A 15851-nucleotide genomic window follows, 5' to 3' on the forward strand; every position below is an offset into this window, starting at 1 on the left:
ACTAGAATTTCTTTATCAGGAAAGACGGGGTTACCCTCAGATAAATCCCGGCAGAGAAACTGGTTTTGGCAAATGATTTATAGCCATTCTGCTCCGTACCGCGAAACACGACAGGCAAATGCTCATAGATATCCAAATCAATGCCAAGCGAAAAACCTTTTGCCAATTCACGCGAATACTCTAAGCCAAAGTAAACACAAGAAGGATCATCGAAGGTAAGACCTTCATCGGATGTCGAGACAGCTCCATAAAACGGACTGCCGAACATGGAAATAAACTGATGACACCTCCAATAGGAAGTCTTCACACGGAAATCGTAAATATCGGCAGATGCACGTGCATACACACCATAGCCGTTATCGAAAGACCACAACTTACCGGCCTGCTGATAATAGCCGGCAACATCCAGTTCCACATTTACACTCTTGAATATCTTATGCCCCGTGTTCCACACTCCCCCAATTCCGACAGCACCGTTCATCAATGTCTGGACAGAATTGGTCAGGATCGTATCAATCTCTCCTCCTCTGTGCTGGGCCAAAACTTGCAAAGGAGCATAAAAATGAAAACGCGAATCCGGATCGTTAAACTTGAAACGGGTAGACAAACCAACCGTAAAAGCCTCCTGATGGATATCTTCCCTGAAGATAAAACTTTCCCAATTCACCCACACATCCAAATCGAACCGGCAGGAATTATACAACAATTGCAATCCCATCTCCGGATCGGCGACCATATTCAATTCCGGATTGTACAATGGCTCTATCAGATTATGATTGGCCGCCCCATACAAATCGCCCAGCACGATATTCACATGATCAGACAAGGCCACCTGCGCCCGGAACCAAGGAAGTGCATGAAAACCTTTCTGATACTGATCACCTTTCCAATGCGCAATATCCTGATAAGCCATATTCGGATAGCGATTCGCCCCCCAAAAACGTTGCAAATGAACACCTGCTTCGAGTTTCAGCATTTCCAACGGATAATAGACAGCCTTTGCCTGCAACCAAAGTCCCGGCAATGTATAGCCTTTCATAAACGAACCGGTATACTCATCATCCTTAAAGAAACTCAGATTATCAAATTCGACCGAAAGTTCCCCTTTCTTTTCCGGATCTATCTGGAAATCCGTCTTGAAAACGCGGTCCGGAATCTGGGCATAAAGTGTGTAGATAAATGAAGTACCCGCCAAACAGAACAGGAGACACAAACTAATGCGCAAACAAGAAATATTTAAAAGACTTTTCATCTATTACAAATTTAAGTACAAACGTAACAATTAAAAAGGAATAAACGAAGAACGGGGATACAGAATCTTGTCCATATCCCCGTTCGTATACTTTGATGCTATTATTTATTAGCGTCTCGGTGTTGCTTCTTTTACAACCATCTGGCGACCTTCGTATTCAGCGCCGTTTAATTCTTCGATAGCGTTTCTTGCTTCGTTTTCGTTAGGAAGTTCTGCAAAAGCAAAGCCTTTAGAACGACGAGTATCGCGGTCAATGATCAATTTAACTGATTCAACCGTACCGTACTCTTCCAAAACCTGTTGTAAGTCTGATTCTCTAACCCGATAGTTCAGGTTACCAATGTAAATATTCATACAAAAAATGATATAAAATAATTAATAAAAAATTGAAACAATAAAACTTTTAGGAAAGATCAATGTCTGCTAAATCATATTCTGCAATGAATATTAAGTCGGAGATAAAGAACTACACAAACAGTTTTGCTTGTCGGGTACAAAGAAAAGCATTAAAAATGGATATTGCACCATGAAACCAAGATTTAATTCATAACAATTCAAAAAAAACACATAGAAAAGACTTTTCCCTAAGAACATCCTTAATAACCATAAAAAGTTTGAAAAAGAGGCTTCAATACAATAATATGTAAAAAAAGCCTATTTTATAGTATTTCTGACCAATTAAGCCAGCATATAGCCTTTTATGTCTCAACCAGAAAACCTAATTTTGCCCCAATCATTTTGAACTTAATTTGACATGGAAAAAATCGAAGTTAAAGAAGCCAAAGGAAAACTTGGTATTCTGGTTGTTGGGGTAGGCGGTGCAGTTGCGACTACCATGATTACAGGTACGTTGGCTGCACGTAAAGGATTGGCTAAGCCTATCGGCTCAATCTCACAGTTAGCTACAATGCGTTTAGAAAACGGAGAAGAAAAAGCGATCAAAGATATTGTTCCTCTGACCGACCTGAATGACATCGTTTTCGGCGGATGGGATATTTTCCCTGATAATGCATACGAAGCGGCCCTATACGCAGAAGTCTTGAAAGAAAAAGACCTGAACGGCGTAAAAGACGAATTGGAGGCAATCAAACCGATGCCGGCCGCATTCGACCATAACTGGGCAAAACGTCTGAACGGCACACACATCAAACAGGCCGCTACCCGTTGGGACATGGTTGAACAGCTCCGCCAGGATATCCGTGAATTCAAGGCAGCCAACAACTGTGAACGTATCGCCGTTCTATGGGCTGCAAGTACGGAAATCTATATTCCGCTGTCTGACGAGCACATGTCGCTTGCCGCTTTGGAAAAAGCAATGAAGGACAACAATACGGAAGCCGTTTCTCCAAGTATGTGCTACGCTTATGCCGCTATAGCAGAAGGTGCTCCGTTCATCATGGGTGCTCCTAACCTGTGTGTAGACACTCCCGCCATGTGGGAATTCTCTAAAAAGATGAATGTGCCTATCTCCGGTAAGGACTTCAAGAGCGGACAGACTTTAATGAAGACAGTACTGGCTCCGATGTTCAAAACCCGTATGTTAGGTGTAAGCGGCTGGTTCTCTACCAATATCTTAGGAAACCGTGACGGCGAGGTATTGGACGATCCTGCAAACTTCAAGACAAAAGAGGTCAGCAAGCTATCTGTCATTGACAACATCTTCGAACCCGAAAAATTCCCGGACCTGTATGGAGACGTATATCATAAGGTACGCATCAATTACTATCCTCCCCGCAAGGACAATAAAGAAGCATGGGACAATATCGACATCTTCGGCTGGATGGGTTACCCGATGGAAATCAAGGTAAACTTCCTTTGCCGCGACTCCATCCTAGCTGCCCCTATCGCACTCGACCTGGTGTTGTTCAGCGATCTGGCCCTGCGTGCCGGTATGTATGGTATCCAGACTTGGTTGTCTTTCTTCTGCAAGAGTCCGATGCACGACTTCGAACATCAGCCCGTACATGACCTCTTCCAGCAATGGAGAATGGTTAAGCAGACGTTGCGCGATATGATCGGAGAAAAAGCCCCTAATTATTTGGACTAAAATTCAGGGTAATATAAATTTAGTTTCATAGGGATGAAACATTTGTTCCATCTTAGCGAAACTTTTGTTCCATGCCTATGAAACTAAAATTTCATGCTGATGGAATTCTCGATATAACTTTCTCCCGGACGAGGGGGAAAGTTATATTATTTTTATAACTTTGCACACATTTTACTGACAGGATGAAAAGAGTTCCACTAATTCATATTATTATTGCAACAGGCTTTGGTTCCGGTTTTTCTCCGTTTGCTCCGGGAACGGCGGGAGCCTTGTTAGCTACGCTGATCTGGCTTGCATTGTCGTGCGCCGTATCTCCTACTCTACTTCTTATTATAACCGCGTTATTGATCGGTATTTTTACGATTGCCGGTATCCGTTCGGCAAACGCAGTCGAACCTATTTGGGGAGAAGACCCTTCGCGGGTAGTAGTAGACGAAATGGTAGGTGTCTGGATTCCGCTTTTGGCAGCACCGGCCGGTAACTTGTGGTATGCTCTGGCAGCATTCGCGCTATTCCGCCTGTTCGATATTTTCAAGCCATTGGGTATACGCAAAATGGAATATCTCAAGGGAGGAGTCGGAGTAATGATGGATGATATTTTGGCTGGAATATATAGCCTCATCCTGCTAATAGTTGCAAGATGGTTGATTGGATAAAGAAAAGTGCAAGAGCGTTTTCGGAGAAAGGCGGGATATTCATGTTTATACGAGCCCAATTTTCTTCACAAGTCGCCAGTACGACAGACTTTCTGGTCACAATCTTGTTGGTTAAATTATTTGGAGTTTATTACGTGTATGCAACCTTCACCGGTTCTGTCTGCGGCGGAATCGTAAATTGCATCATCAATTACAAATGGACATTCAAATCCAAAGAATGCAAGAAACGACATGTAATAGTCAAATATCTGCTAGTCTGGATTGGTAGTATCTTATTGAATACCTGGGGAATTTACTTCATGACGGAAACGATCAGCCGGAATCCCTGGGTCCAGGAGACACTGAAACATTATATTGATGACTTGTTCGTATTTTCCAAGATAGTAGTCTCACTGCTTGTCGGATTTCTTTGGAACTATAATATGCAACGTATCTTTGTCTACAAGAACTGTAGGATCAGGGACCGTTTTCAGAAAGCGAACTCAAAATAAAAACAAAATAGTAATATATGAAATTCAAAGTTTTTAGAGATTGGTTGCAACAGATGATCTACAAGATCATCAACCCGATCGTACATGGAATGATTAAAATTGGGATCACTCCCAATTTTATTACGACAACAGGATTAATCCTGAATATTGTGGCTGCTTGCATATTCCTTTATGCCGGAATGAAAGGAGAACGAGGTGATTTCTACTATATCGGCTGGGGTGGCGGCATCATCTTGTTTGCCGGACTGTTCGACATGATGGACGGACAGGTTGCGCGTATCGGCAAAATGAGTTCCACATTCGGAGCCTTGTACGATTCGGTACTGGACCGCTACAGCGAACTGACGGTTTTCTTCGGGATATGTTTCTACCTGATCAATCAGGGATATGTCATCAGTTCGATCGTCGCTTTCATTGCTTTGATCGGCTCATTAATGGTAAGCTATGTCCGCGCCCGTGCCGAAGGATTGGGACTTGAATGCAAAGTCGGTTTCATGCAACGTCCCGAACGCGTAGTGTTGACCGGATTAGGGGCTCTCTGCTGCGGTATCTTTGCACCCATGATGGAAAACAACGAGATATTCGAACCGATCATGATATTCGTCATTCCTTTGCTGATCGTTGCGATATTCTCCAACATCACGGCATTCGCACGCCTGAATCATTGTCGTAAACTATTGAGCAGCAAAGATAACGAATGAAAGGAACAATTGTACTCCCGTCAAAGAAGGAGGCAGGGACTGTTATCGGCTTGACAGCGCTGTTTCTTTTGCTGACAGCCGTATGTATCGGATTACGCCCGGAGCATGTGTTCATGGTTGGGCTTTACCTCCTCCTCTTCTTCGCTGGCAAGACAACCCGTAAATTAGCTGTTGCCTTATTGCCATTCGCTCTTTTCGGCATTTCATACGACTGGATGCGTGTTTTCCCAAATTACGAGGCTAACTCGATTGACGTGGAAAACCTATATAATCTGGAAAAAAGCTTGTTCGGTATAAATGATAATGGGAATATCCTAATTCCTTGTGAATATTTCGCGATCCATAATTGCCGGATTGCGGACATCCTTGCAGGTATATTTTATCTCTGCTGGGTTCCTGTTCCGATAGCTTTCGGATTGTGGCTCTATCTCAAGGGATACCGTAATTTGTACCTCCATTTCTCGATGGTATTCCTGTTCGTCAACCTGATTGGCTTTGCCGGATACTATCTCCATCCGGCAGCACCACCTTGGTATGCAATCAATTATGGTTTTGAACCGATACTCGACACACCGGGCAATGTTGCCGGTCTCGGCAGGTTCGACACATTGACCGGCCTTTCTATCTTCGATTCCATCTATGGCCGCAACGCAAACGTATTCGCAGCAGTTCCATCATTACATGCTGCATATATGGTTGTGGCACTATGTTATGCGATTGTCAATAAATGCAATAAATTTGTGATTATCCTGTTTGCCATCATCATGGCGGGAATTTGGGGAACAGCAGTTTACACCTCACATCACTATATTATAGATGTGACATTGGGAATCTGTTGCGCTCTTTTAGGAATCCTGCTTTTCGAAAAAGGATTGATGAAGACAGGCTGGTTCAAAAACTTCTTCAACCGATATTATAATTACATTAAATAATGTGCCAATGAAAGAATTTCTTCGTATTGGCACATTATTCATTGCATCTTGACCTTTTTTGAAGTAGCATGACATCCTAACTTTGCCACAAATAAAAGTTAGGATGTCATGTATAAACAAACTCTACCATTATTCCTATGCATATTCTTGTCTGCATGTGATCTGATCGATTACCATCCGTATGACGGCCGGCTCACCATTTCCGAACGCGATATCAACGACCACAACATCCCGCTTATCGAGGCAGCAACAAAAGATAAAGACACGATCCGCTTCGTCCTGATGGGCGATACCCAACGTAGCTACGACGAGACAGAAGATTTCGTAAAACATATCAATACTAAAAAAGACAGCATCGATTTCATCATACACGGAGGAGACTATACCGAGTTCGGCATGAAGAAAGAGTACGAGTGGACTGTCAATATCCTGTCGAAGCTCGATATCCCGTATGTCGGATTGATCGGTAACCATGACGTAATCGGCAATGGTGACCAGGTTTTCAACAAATTGTTCGGAGAAGAAAACTTTTCCTTTATCGTCCGGGACGTCAAATTCGTTTGCCTCAATACCAATGCGATCGAATACGACTACTCCCACCCTGTCCCTGATTTCGGTTTTCTGAAAGAAGAGCTGCAAGACAGTACCCGGCATTACAGCCGCACGATCGTCGCCATGCATGCACGTCCCGGAAGCGAACAGTTCGATAACAATGTAAAAGACGTATTTCAGCTATATATCCGTGAATTTCCCTCTTTGCTGTTTTGCCTGAACGCACATAACCATCAGTTACAGGTGGAAGACCTTTTTGACGATGGGATCATCTACTACGGCTGTAGCAATATAGCCAAACGTAACTACCTATTATTTACCCTAACCCCGGACGGCTACACGTATGAAATTATCAATTTTTAAATGGATGCTCTTATTTCTTTTCCTGGCCGGCACTTTACAGGCACAGGAGGAAATCGAGGATGATGTGCGATATAAAAAACGCGTAGAAAAATATATATCCAGATGGGAAAAACTCATTCCCCACTATACCAAGCTACAGTTCGCCGGATCAATGGGTATGCTTTCCCTCGGAACAGGTTGGAATTATTATCGTAATCACTGGGAAACAGATGTATATTTGGGGATAGTTCCCCGCAACTCGGATCGCCATGCTATGGCAACCCTTACACTCAAACAGAATTATTACCCTTGGAACATCCGTATCGCCGACAAGTTATCTTTCGAACCTCTCGCCTGCGGTGTCTATATCAATACTCTTTTAGATCGCGATTTCTGGGGCAAGCAGCCGGACAAATATCCGCAAGGCTATTACTGGTTCTCTACTCGCATCCGTACCCATGTTTTCATTGGAGAGCGATTCACATTGAAGCTAGACACAAAAAAGAGCTGGCATAAATCCATCTCTTTCTTTTACGAACTCAGTACCTGTGACCTATATCTGATAAACAAGATCGGGAACGGTTATCTGAAACCCAAAGACTATCTGAGCCTCTCGTTCGGTCTCAAACTACAAATCTTGTAAAGCAAAAAACGGGAGGTGTCATTACGACAGCCTCCCGTTCCCCATAAACTACATAAAACACTTAAAAGAACAAACTTCCATTAGAAGGCAAGACCTAATCGGATGCCCCAGTTATTCAATCCATCGATCGAATAACTCAGGACTTCTCCTTTATTGGTTGCATAATTATAGTAGGCAGCGACATGCAGACCGATCTGTTTCTGAGGTGTAAAATACATAGTCATACCGATTTCGGGAGATACATAGAAACCCCAATTACGGTCGTATACTTTCATTACATTCATATAAGTCGACATTTCACTATAGCTTGCACCTAACTGCACACCAGCATAAGGCTGGAACTGGCTTTCGGGAGCTACGTTGTAACGAAAAGCTGCACCAAAAGGCAACTGAAAGATAGAATGCTGCTGATCAGAAGTGATGGCCGATGTAGAACTTACCGGCAACGTCTGACGGTCGATATACTTATTGTTGGTATGATAAGAGATAAATGCACCTACCGAGAAATTAGGAATTACATAATAACCGGCTTCCGCATGTGCTCCCCAACCACTTGTCTTGTCTGAGAAATCCTGGCTGAACGGAGAATTAATCTGCCAGTCAACATTAAAATACATGTTCTTTACAACCTGGGCACCAGCCAGGGAAGGTATCGCTAAACAGGCAACAAGTAAAGCGATTAATTTTATTGATTTATATATCTTTTTCATAAGACTCATATTTATCTTTTAATTCGCGTTTAATTATTTTTTCAGGTACGGTGACTGTACAAAAGCCTGCTCAATAGCACGAGTAGAAAGTTCGATATTTACCTTGTCGGAACCGGACAGCAAGCCAGTCATGTAAGCAGTCCAGAGAACCGGAAGTTTAGCATCTGCAGATTTTGGCAGCGGAGCTTTCAAATTGACCAGTTCAACCAATAAAGAACCTACGCTATAGCTGTATACAACAGGATACGGATAATACCATCCATTCCATGCGCCAGTCCAGTTACCCCAGTAGCCATACCACCAGTTATATCCCGGATACCCCCACCACCAGTAAGGATTGTCATGATAGTTTGTAAAGTAATTTACATTTTTCACAAAAGAAACCTGCAAACCCAAATCCGCAGATTCTTTATCCGATGCACGTGTGTAACCACGGCCTTCCATGCCACTAACCAAAGTAGAGACGATATCGTCAGCTTCTGTTGCACTCCAGAATTCCGGTTTTTCACTGCTACCGATAACCATTACACTATCAGGGATGTAGAAAGTTGTAAAGGATTCGAAATTAGCATCCTTGTTGTGATCAGTGAATACTACGAAATCATCGCTTAGTTTTGACATGTCTGGATCCTTCTGGCAAGACGCCAGTAAAAGAACCAATAAGAAAAAAGGAAGAATCTTTTTCATCTCATTCAACGTTTAAAACAGTTTATACTATTATTTATGCACTTATATATAAGTTACTATTTAAACAACATGAACTAAAAAAGGTTTGCATTCTCCCTTTTCAAGAGTGTTAATTAACTTGTCTGAAGATTTTAGAACGGTTATAAACGACTGTTAATGAACACAGCAATCTCGTGTATTATCCAGTGATAAGGCCGTCCATTCTTAGTGGACAGTAGTGCATCGGGGTATATTTTAATCCATCTGTTTCCTGTTCTTCAGAAGTCTTTGAAAAGCCTAAACTTTCATAGAACTTCACAGCGTATGACGATGAATTGACAGTTATCTGCATTTGAAGCTGATCGGCATAGACAGAATCAAACATTTCACCTATTACTTCAATAAGTTTTTGATTTTCAATAAAATTTTGCCCATACTTCAACCAACGATTTGCAAAACTTTTGAATTTATTTCATTTGCTCAGATTCTTTGCCATCCAAAAATTGGTGAGAGAAAGCTGATTTGCTCTCCGTTTTTGTTCTTCCGTTACTATATACCCCCTTTGTTCAAAGAATGGACGGGCTGTTAAACTTACTTCTGATGTAATCCGTATGATTCCTGTTGCAGTTGCATACCGTTCTATTTCATTTAGAAGTATCGTAGCAATACCTTTACCTTGAAAATCTTTATGAACAAACATAGAATGCAAATAACCTTGTTGGGTAATGGATGCAAAGCCGACAACCTGTAACTGTTGATTAGTTGCTACAATGAAAAAATGCGTTCTAATCATTTCTTTTATATGGGAGATATCGTTTCCGCACGATGCCCAATCTTCCACTTCTGCTTTTGAATAATCACGCCTGTTTATATTGAGGACTGTATCTTGAAATAAGTCTTTGAGCTCAAGGACATCAGCAGGTTGGGCAATTCTAATTGTAAAATCTGTATTCATATTCTTAACACTCATATTATCTATGGCAAGGCTTTATATACTTGATAATTGCTATTTATCAATAGTTATCAAACACTACAATACAAATATATGGACATTTCTCAGATAAACATGTTTTATTACCGGTTTATGTTTAAGTAGATGTGTTTATCGTCAAAAAAAGGGATGCCCGGCTTTCGGACATCCCTTTCTTGATTCTGCTTTCTATTATTTCTTATCGCAAAGTTCCTTGCTGTGCTTCCTGTACCATTTTTGAGTTGGGAAGGATAAGGATTTCTACTCGGCGGTTCAAAGCACGTCCCTCAGGAGTGCTGTTATCGGCAACCGGTTCATGTACTCCCTTGCCTTCATAAGTCATGCGCTTACTGCTCACACCTTGGTCTTCCATCAGATAATCGAATACGCTCTTTGCACGTTTTTCTGACAACGTCTGATTATAATCAACTTTTCCTGTATTATCCGTATGTCCTATGATTTTTATGTCCGTATCCGGATTTGCATTCAAACTGGCAGCCAAGTCACGCAACGCACTCTTGGAAGCGGCACTGACAGTGCTTGAATTGGTTGCGAACAAGATACCCGAATCAAACGTAACCTTCAGTGCCTCGCCATTATTAATGGTTTCGACAGTCGTTTCTTCCGGCAACGTAGCTTCCAATTCCTTCTTCTGTTTGTCCATCTTTTTACCGATTAGGGCACCTGCAGTACCGCCCACGGCAGCACCGATTATCGAACCCAATGCAGTATTACCAGCCAAAGCACCGACTCCGGCACCTACAGCCGCACCTCCGCCGACTCCGATAGCCGTACCTTTAGCGGTATTATTCCATGTTCCACAACTCGTAAAAACGACTGCCATACAAAGCAGTAAAACTGATAACAACTTAAAATTTCTCATCTTCTTATTCTTTTATAAACTATATTGTAACTATACAACAGTCTATTAATCGAACATGTTGATGGAATCGCAATATTCAAGTTCTCCCTGTACAATAAAAGTGATGTCTTCAGGTGAGAACTTGCCTACACCGTCTTTTTGCGCATTCTTTACAACAAACCCGATCAATTCATCTTCATCAATATCAATTTCAGCATTGTCATCGGAATTTTCATCAAGGAAACCCTTCGACTCATAAAATTCATAAATCAGATCCACAATATAATTAATATCGTCATTACTGAATTTTCCTTTCAATTCCTGGGGAAGATAGTTCTGGATAAATGCTACAGAATCATCTTCATCATAAATTAAATCATCTTTGTCACTCATATCTTTTTAATTTTTGGTTGATAGATGCTACAAACATAAACAAAAATATTCGTTATCCATACAGGTACTCAAAAAAATCAATTCGAATCTTAAACAGGTTCCTAATGCATAGCTTTACGAGGACTAACCCTATGCATTAGCCTCCGTAACGCATAGGGTTAAGTTGAACCACCTTTTACCGCTTCTGCAAGCAATTATCACAACATCCGCATCGTGTCCCTTCCATACCGAAATATTCGGAAATAAACTCCTGACGGCAACCGTGAGTCTCAAGATATTCCGCCACCTTTTCAATTCGCATTTTGAAAGCAGCCAAACGATTTTCATAAGATGCAGTCGTAATGACAAGACGGTCCAAAGGGACGCGGATCATCTTAAAAGTGATCCGGGGTTCTTTTCGAGGAGGGACATAATAGAAGCCGACATTCCGCAGATACCCTAAGACTTTCGCCACCTCACGAGCTTCCAGCCCGGTTTTTCGCGCCAGCATATCGACACTGACGAAAACCCCGGTAGAAAAAAGACCTTCATAATTTCGTAAAACCTCAACAGCGACTTTGGCTGCCGGAGAATCGTCACTCAGGAAACGATCCATCATCCAACGAGGTTGGTCATACCGCAGATAAGGTTGTGAATTAGGATAGGGTTCAAAAGTAAGATAGTTCGACAAAGATAAAATTTCAAGAGAAGAACGTAAACGACCTTTATCGAAATGCCAATCTCTCAAAAATTCCGGTTCGTCGAGATAGACCGACACCCCTTCCCCATCACCTTCCGCGATCTGGAAACGGTTGCACAAAGCTTCATAAACCCGTTTGATATATTCGATTGTCGGGAAAGCATTGGAAGGACGCCTTTTTATATCCGTTATGTCCTGCGGTCCCAACAAAGCGACAGCGTAGGCCCGTTTCCCGTCACGACCAGCACGTCCCGCCTCTTGGTAATAAGCCTCCATCGAGTCAGGAAACTCCGTGTGGATCACCACACGCACGTCCCCTTTATCAATCCCCATTCCGAACGCGTTAGTGGCAACCAGCACACGCGTAAATCCTTTTACCCAATCGGCCTGCCGCTCTGTCTTCAGAACCGGGTCCAGGCCAGCATGGAAATATTCAGCAGAAATGCCCGCCGCCCGTAATTTTCCGGCATATTCTTCCACTCCTTTGCGGGTACGGCTGTAGATCACCGCGGAGCCGGGTACGGCAGATAAGATATGACAAATTTCCTTTAATTTATTGTCTGTCTTACGAACTACAAACGAAAGATTCTTCCGCTCGAAAGAGGTCTTGAATATCCTATATCCTTTGCGAAAATGGAGCTGCTCGCAGATATCGGCAACCACAGCTGCCGTGGCTGAAGCTGTTACGGCAATTACCTGAACATGCGGTATGGCATCGCGGATATCCGCAATCAAACGGTAATCCCTACGAAAATCGTTTCCCCATTGAGAGATACAGTGCGCCTCATCCACAACCAGCAAATTCACTTTGCTGGACAACGTCTTCAACTTCTCCTGAAACAGTTCGGAAGAAATACGTTCAGGAGAAATGTAAAGGAACTTATAATCTCCCAAGATACAATTATCCAGTTGTTGCAAAATCTCCCAATGCGGCATTTCGGAACTGATAAACGCCGACAGAATCCCTCGCTTTTGCAGGTTCTTCACCTGGTCCTTCATTAAAGCAACAAGCGGACTGATCACAAGGCAAATACCCGGATTCGCCAATGCAGGCACCTGGAAGGTAATGGATTTACCTCCTCCCGTCGGCATAAGCGCCAATGTATCATGCCCGGACAGAATACTGTCTATGACTTCTGCCTGTCCCGGCCGGAACCCGTCATAGCCCCAGTAGTGCTTCAGAACTTGTAATGGATGGTGCATATTCAAATGTTTTCACAAAGATAGAACATCCGGACCAACAAAAAAAGGCCTACTCCTTTTGGGAGCAGAGCCTTTCACATAAACATATATCAATCCAACCATCTTCGGTCAATTCTTGAAGACCAAACCGGCACCGTTGCTGTCGATTGTGATCGGGCGATCTTTGTTGATCTTTCCGCCCAACAACTCTTTGGACAGTTCGTTCAGGACATACTTCTGGATGACACGTTTTACAGGGCGGGCACCAAACTGCGGGTCGAACCCTTTGTCAGAAATAAATGTCAGAGCTGCATCCGTAAATTCCAGCGCAATCCCATTCTGAGCCAGCATCTTCTTCACACTATTCAGCTGAACAATCACGATCTTGCGGATCTCTTCTTCGTTGAGCGGAGTAAACATGATGATGTCATCGATACGGTTCAGGAACTCTGGGCGAATTGTCTTCTTCAGTAATTCCAACACCTGGACCTTCGTTTCATCGACAACCTTGTCGTGTGTTTCGGGAGTCATCTTCTCGAAGTTTTCACGAATCAAGGACGATCCCATGTTACTGGTCATAATAATGATCGTATTCTTGAAGTTGACGACACGTCCCTTATTGTCGGTCAGCCGTCCATCATCCAACACCTGCAAAAGGATATTGAATACATCCGGATGAGCCTTTTCGATTTCATCAAACAGGACGACCGAATAAGGTTTACGGCGGATCGCTTCCGTCAACTGGCCACCTTCATCATAGCCGACATATCCCGGAGGCGCACCAATCAGACGAGTCGCACTAAACTTTTCCTGATATTCACTCATATCGATACGAGTCATCATATTCTCGTCGTCGAACAGATATTCCGCCAACGCTTTAGCCAGCTCTGTCTTACCGACACCTGTCGTACCGAGGAAAATAAATGAACCGATCGGTCGTTTCGGGTCCTGTAATCCGGCACGGCTACGACGCACAGCATCAGCAATAGCACTGATGGCCTCCTCCTGCCCGATAACACGCGTGTGCAATTCAGATTCCAGATGGAGTAATTTTTCCTTTTCACTCTGCATCATCTTGCTGACAGGAATTCCCGTCCAACGAGATACCACATCGGCGATATCTTCACTGTCCACTTCCTCCTTGATCATGGCGGAAGCACCTTGCATCGTCTTCAGTTTCTCCTGGACTTCCCTGATCTCTTCCTCCTTTTGTTTGATCTTTCCGTAACGGATTTCGGCTACTTTACCGTAGTCGCCTTCACGTTCGGCCTTATCGGCTTCAAACTTCAGGTTTTCGATATCAATCTTATTCTGCTGAATCTTATTGATCTGCTCTTTTTCGCTTTGCCACTGAGCCTTCTGTTTCGTTTCTTCGTCCTTCAGGTCGGCAATTTCCTTATTGAGCTGTTCCAGCTTTCCTTTATCATTTTCACGCTTGATCGCTTCACGCTCGATTTCCAGTTGCTTGATACGGCGGGAAACCTCGTCGAGAGATTCCGGCACAGAGTCGATCTGCAAACGCAAACGGGCTGCTGCCTCATCCATCAGGTCGATCGCCTTATCGGGCAAGAACCGGTCAGTGATGTATCGTGTAGACAACTGGACGGCAGCAATGATGGCATCATCTTTGATACGGACCTTATGGTGGTTTTCATATTTTTCCTTCAAACCACGCAGGATGGAAATGGCATCCAATTCGTTCGGTTCGTCCACCATAACAATCTGGAAACGACGTTCGAGCGCCTTATCTTTCTCAAAATACTTCTGATATTCATCCAACGTCGTCGCACCGATCGAGCGCAATTCACCACGAGCCAAAGCAGGTTTCAGGATATTGGCGGCATCCATCGCACCTTCACCCTTACCGGCACCGACCAATGTATGGATCTCATCGATAAAAAGAATGATTTCCCCATCCGATTTAGTCACTTCACCCACTACAGCTTTCAAACGTTCTTCAAATTCGCCCTTATATTTGGCCCCGGCAACCAAAGCTCCCATATCCAAAGAGAAAATCTGTTTCGATTTCAAATTTTCCGGTACGTCACCCCGGACGATACGATGAGCAAGCCCCTCGGCAATCGCCGTCTTACCAACACCCGGTTCACCAATCAAAATCGGGTTGTTTTTCGTACGACGACTCAGGATCTGAAGTACACGGCGAATTTCGTCGTCACGACCGATCACCGGATCCAACTTGCCGCTACGGGCACGTTCGTTCAGATTGATCGCATATTTCCCCAGTGCATCATATGTGTCTTCGGCCGACTGGCTGGTTACTTTATTCCCTTTCCGCAATTCTTCAATCGCTTGGCGTAATTCATTCTCCGTCATACCGGCATCTTTCAGAATTTGAGAAGCAGTGCTCTTTTCCGTGAACAAGGCCAAAATAATCGGCTCCAAAGACACATACTGGTCTCCCATTTTGGATGAATAGCCGATTGCTTTCTGCAAAACAGTATTTGCTTCACTTGACAGGTAAGGTTCTCCGCCTGATACCTTCGGTAGCGAACTGATCTGCGCATCCAATACACGATTCAGATTCTGGATATTGACACCCAGTTTCTGGAAGATGAAATTGGTCACACTTTCACCCGTCATAATGACACCTTTCAGCAAATGTACGGCTTCGATCGCCTGCTGCCCATTCTGGGTAGCAAGTTGCACGGCCTGCTGAACTGCCTCCTGTGATTTAATTGTAAAATTGTTTAAATTCATATAGTTATGCTCCTTTCAATTCTATTTTTATTTCTAAATTCCACAGACATTCCTA

Annotated in this window: 17 protein-coding genes; 7 read left to right on the forward strand and 10 right to left on the reverse strand. The window is 43.3% G+C overall.

Annotated elements, in window-relative coordinates; all coding sequences use genetic code 11:
* Position 1 precedes the first annotated feature (1 nt).
* Positions 2-1252, reverse strand: a complete 1251-nt coding sequence (locus tag NQ542_RS07525) for a hypothetical protein (RefSeq protein ID WP_005648734.1) — start codon at positions 1250-1252, stop codon at positions 2-4.
* A gap of 108 nt (positions 1253-1360) precedes the next feature.
* Positions 1361-1606, reverse strand: coding sequence for an RNA recognition motif domain-containing protein (locus NQ542_RS07530; protein WP_005635197.1), 246 nt, complete (start codon positions 1604-1606; stop codon positions 1361-1363).
* A 400-nt stretch (positions 1607-2006) separates the two neighbouring features.
* Here NQ542_RS07530 and NQ542_RS07535 point away from each other — a divergent pair, with 400 nt between their 5' ends.
* The 7 genes from NQ542_RS07535 to NQ542_RS07565 all read left to right on the forward strand — a co-directional run bounded on the left by NQ542_RS07535 (position 2007) and on the right by NQ542_RS07565 (position 7616).
* Complete coding sequence (locus tag NQ542_RS07535) at positions 2007-3299, forward strand: inositol-3-phosphate synthase (protein ID WP_005635201.1); 1293 nt, start codon at positions 2007-2009, stop codon at positions 3297-3299.
* A gap of 182 nt (positions 3300-3481) precedes the next feature.
* Positions 3482-3955, forward strand: coding sequence for a phosphatidylglycerophosphatase A family protein (locus NQ542_RS07540; protein ID WP_005635202.1), 474 nt, complete (start codon positions 3482-3484; stop codon positions 3953-3955).
* Positions 3940-4446, forward strand: a complete 507-nt coding sequence (locus NQ542_RS07545) for a GtrA family protein (protein WP_005635204.1) — start codon at positions 3940-3942, stop codon at positions 4444-4446. Before NQ542_RS07540 ends, NQ542_RS07545 begins: the two co-directional genes overlap by 16 nt.
* Before the next feature lie 17 nt (positions 4447-4463).
* Positions 4464-5147: a CDP-alcohol phosphatidyltransferase family protein gene (locus NQ542_RS07550; protein WP_005635206.1), complete on the forward strand. Its 684-nt coding sequence runs from the start codon at positions 4464-4466 to the stop codon at positions 5145-5147.
* Positions 5144-6079, forward strand: coding sequence for a phosphatase PAP2 family protein (locus NQ542_RS07555; protein ID WP_005635208.1), 936 nt, complete (start codon positions 5144-5146; stop codon positions 6077-6079). Before NQ542_RS07550 ends, NQ542_RS07555 begins: the two co-directional genes overlap by 4 nt.
* A gap of 108 nt (positions 6080-6187) precedes the next feature.
* Positions 6188-6994, forward strand: a complete 807-nt coding sequence (locus NQ542_RS07560; RefSeq protein WP_005648730.1) for a metallophosphoesterase family protein — start codon at positions 6188-6190, stop codon at positions 6992-6994.
* Positions 6975-7616, forward strand: coding sequence for a hypothetical protein (locus tag NQ542_RS07565; protein ID WP_005635214.1), 642 nt, complete (start codon positions 6975-6977; stop codon positions 7614-7616). Before NQ542_RS07560 ends, NQ542_RS07565 begins: the two co-directional genes overlap by 20 nt.
* 80 nt (positions 7617-7696) lie before the next feature.
* On the opposite strand, the gene NQ542_RS07570 is transcribed toward NQ542_RS07565, so the two are convergent.
* The 8 genes from NQ542_RS07570 to clpB form a co-directional block, all read right to left on the reverse strand.
* On the reverse strand, positions 7697-8326 hold the full coding sequence (locus NQ542_RS07570; protein WP_005647174.1) for a porin family protein: 630 nt from the start codon (positions 8324-8326) through the stop codon (positions 7697-7699).
* Between the two features lie 33 nt (positions 8327-8359).
* Complete coding sequence (locus NQ542_RS07575) at positions 8360-9013, reverse strand: DUF4136 domain-containing protein (protein ID WP_005635216.1); 654 nt, start codon at positions 9011-9013, stop codon at positions 8360-8362.
* A gap of 178 nt (positions 9014-9191) precedes the next feature.
* Positions 9192-9377, reverse strand: a complete 186-nt coding sequence (locus tag NQ542_RS07580) for a GNAT family N-acetyltransferase (protein ID WP_005648726.1) — start codon at positions 9375-9377, stop codon at positions 9192-9194.
* Between the two features lie 87 nt (positions 9378-9464).
* Positions 9465-9947 carry a GNAT family N-acetyltransferase gene (locus tag NQ542_RS07585; RefSeq protein ID WP_005647176.1) on the reverse strand — a complete coding sequence of 161 codons (483 nt, stop codon included), beginning with the start codon at positions 9945-9947 and terminating at the stop codon, positions 9465-9467.
* A 214-nt stretch (positions 9948-10161) separates the two neighbouring features.
* Positions 10162-10845, reverse strand: coding sequence for an OmpA family protein (locus tag NQ542_RS07590; RefSeq protein WP_005647177.1), 684 nt, complete (start codon positions 10843-10845; stop codon positions 10162-10164).
* A gap of 45 nt (positions 10846-10890) precedes the next feature.
* Positions 10891-11217, reverse strand: coding sequence for a hypothetical protein (locus NQ542_RS07595; protein ID WP_005635220.1), 327 nt, complete (start codon positions 11215-11217; stop codon positions 10891-10893).
* A gap of 175 nt (positions 11218-11392) precedes the next feature.
* Complete coding sequence (locus NQ542_RS07600) at positions 11393-13099, reverse strand: RecQ family ATP-dependent DNA helicase (RefSeq protein ID WP_005635221.1); 1707 nt, start codon at positions 13097-13099, stop codon at positions 11393-11395.
* A gap of 108 nt (positions 13100-13207) precedes the next feature.
* Complete coding sequence (gene clpB, locus NQ542_RS07605; RefSeq protein ID WP_005635223.1) at positions 13208-15796, reverse strand: ATP-dependent chaperone ClpB; 2589 nt, start codon at positions 15794-15796, stop codon at positions 13208-13210.
* Positions 15797-15851: the final 55 nt, after the last annotated feature.

It is taken from the genome of Parabacteroides merdae ATCC 43184 (assembly GCF_025151215.1).
In the GTDB taxonomy this organism is placed as follows: Bacteria; Bacteroidota; Bacteroidia; order Bacteroidales; family Tannerellaceae; genus Parabacteroides; species Parabacteroides merdae.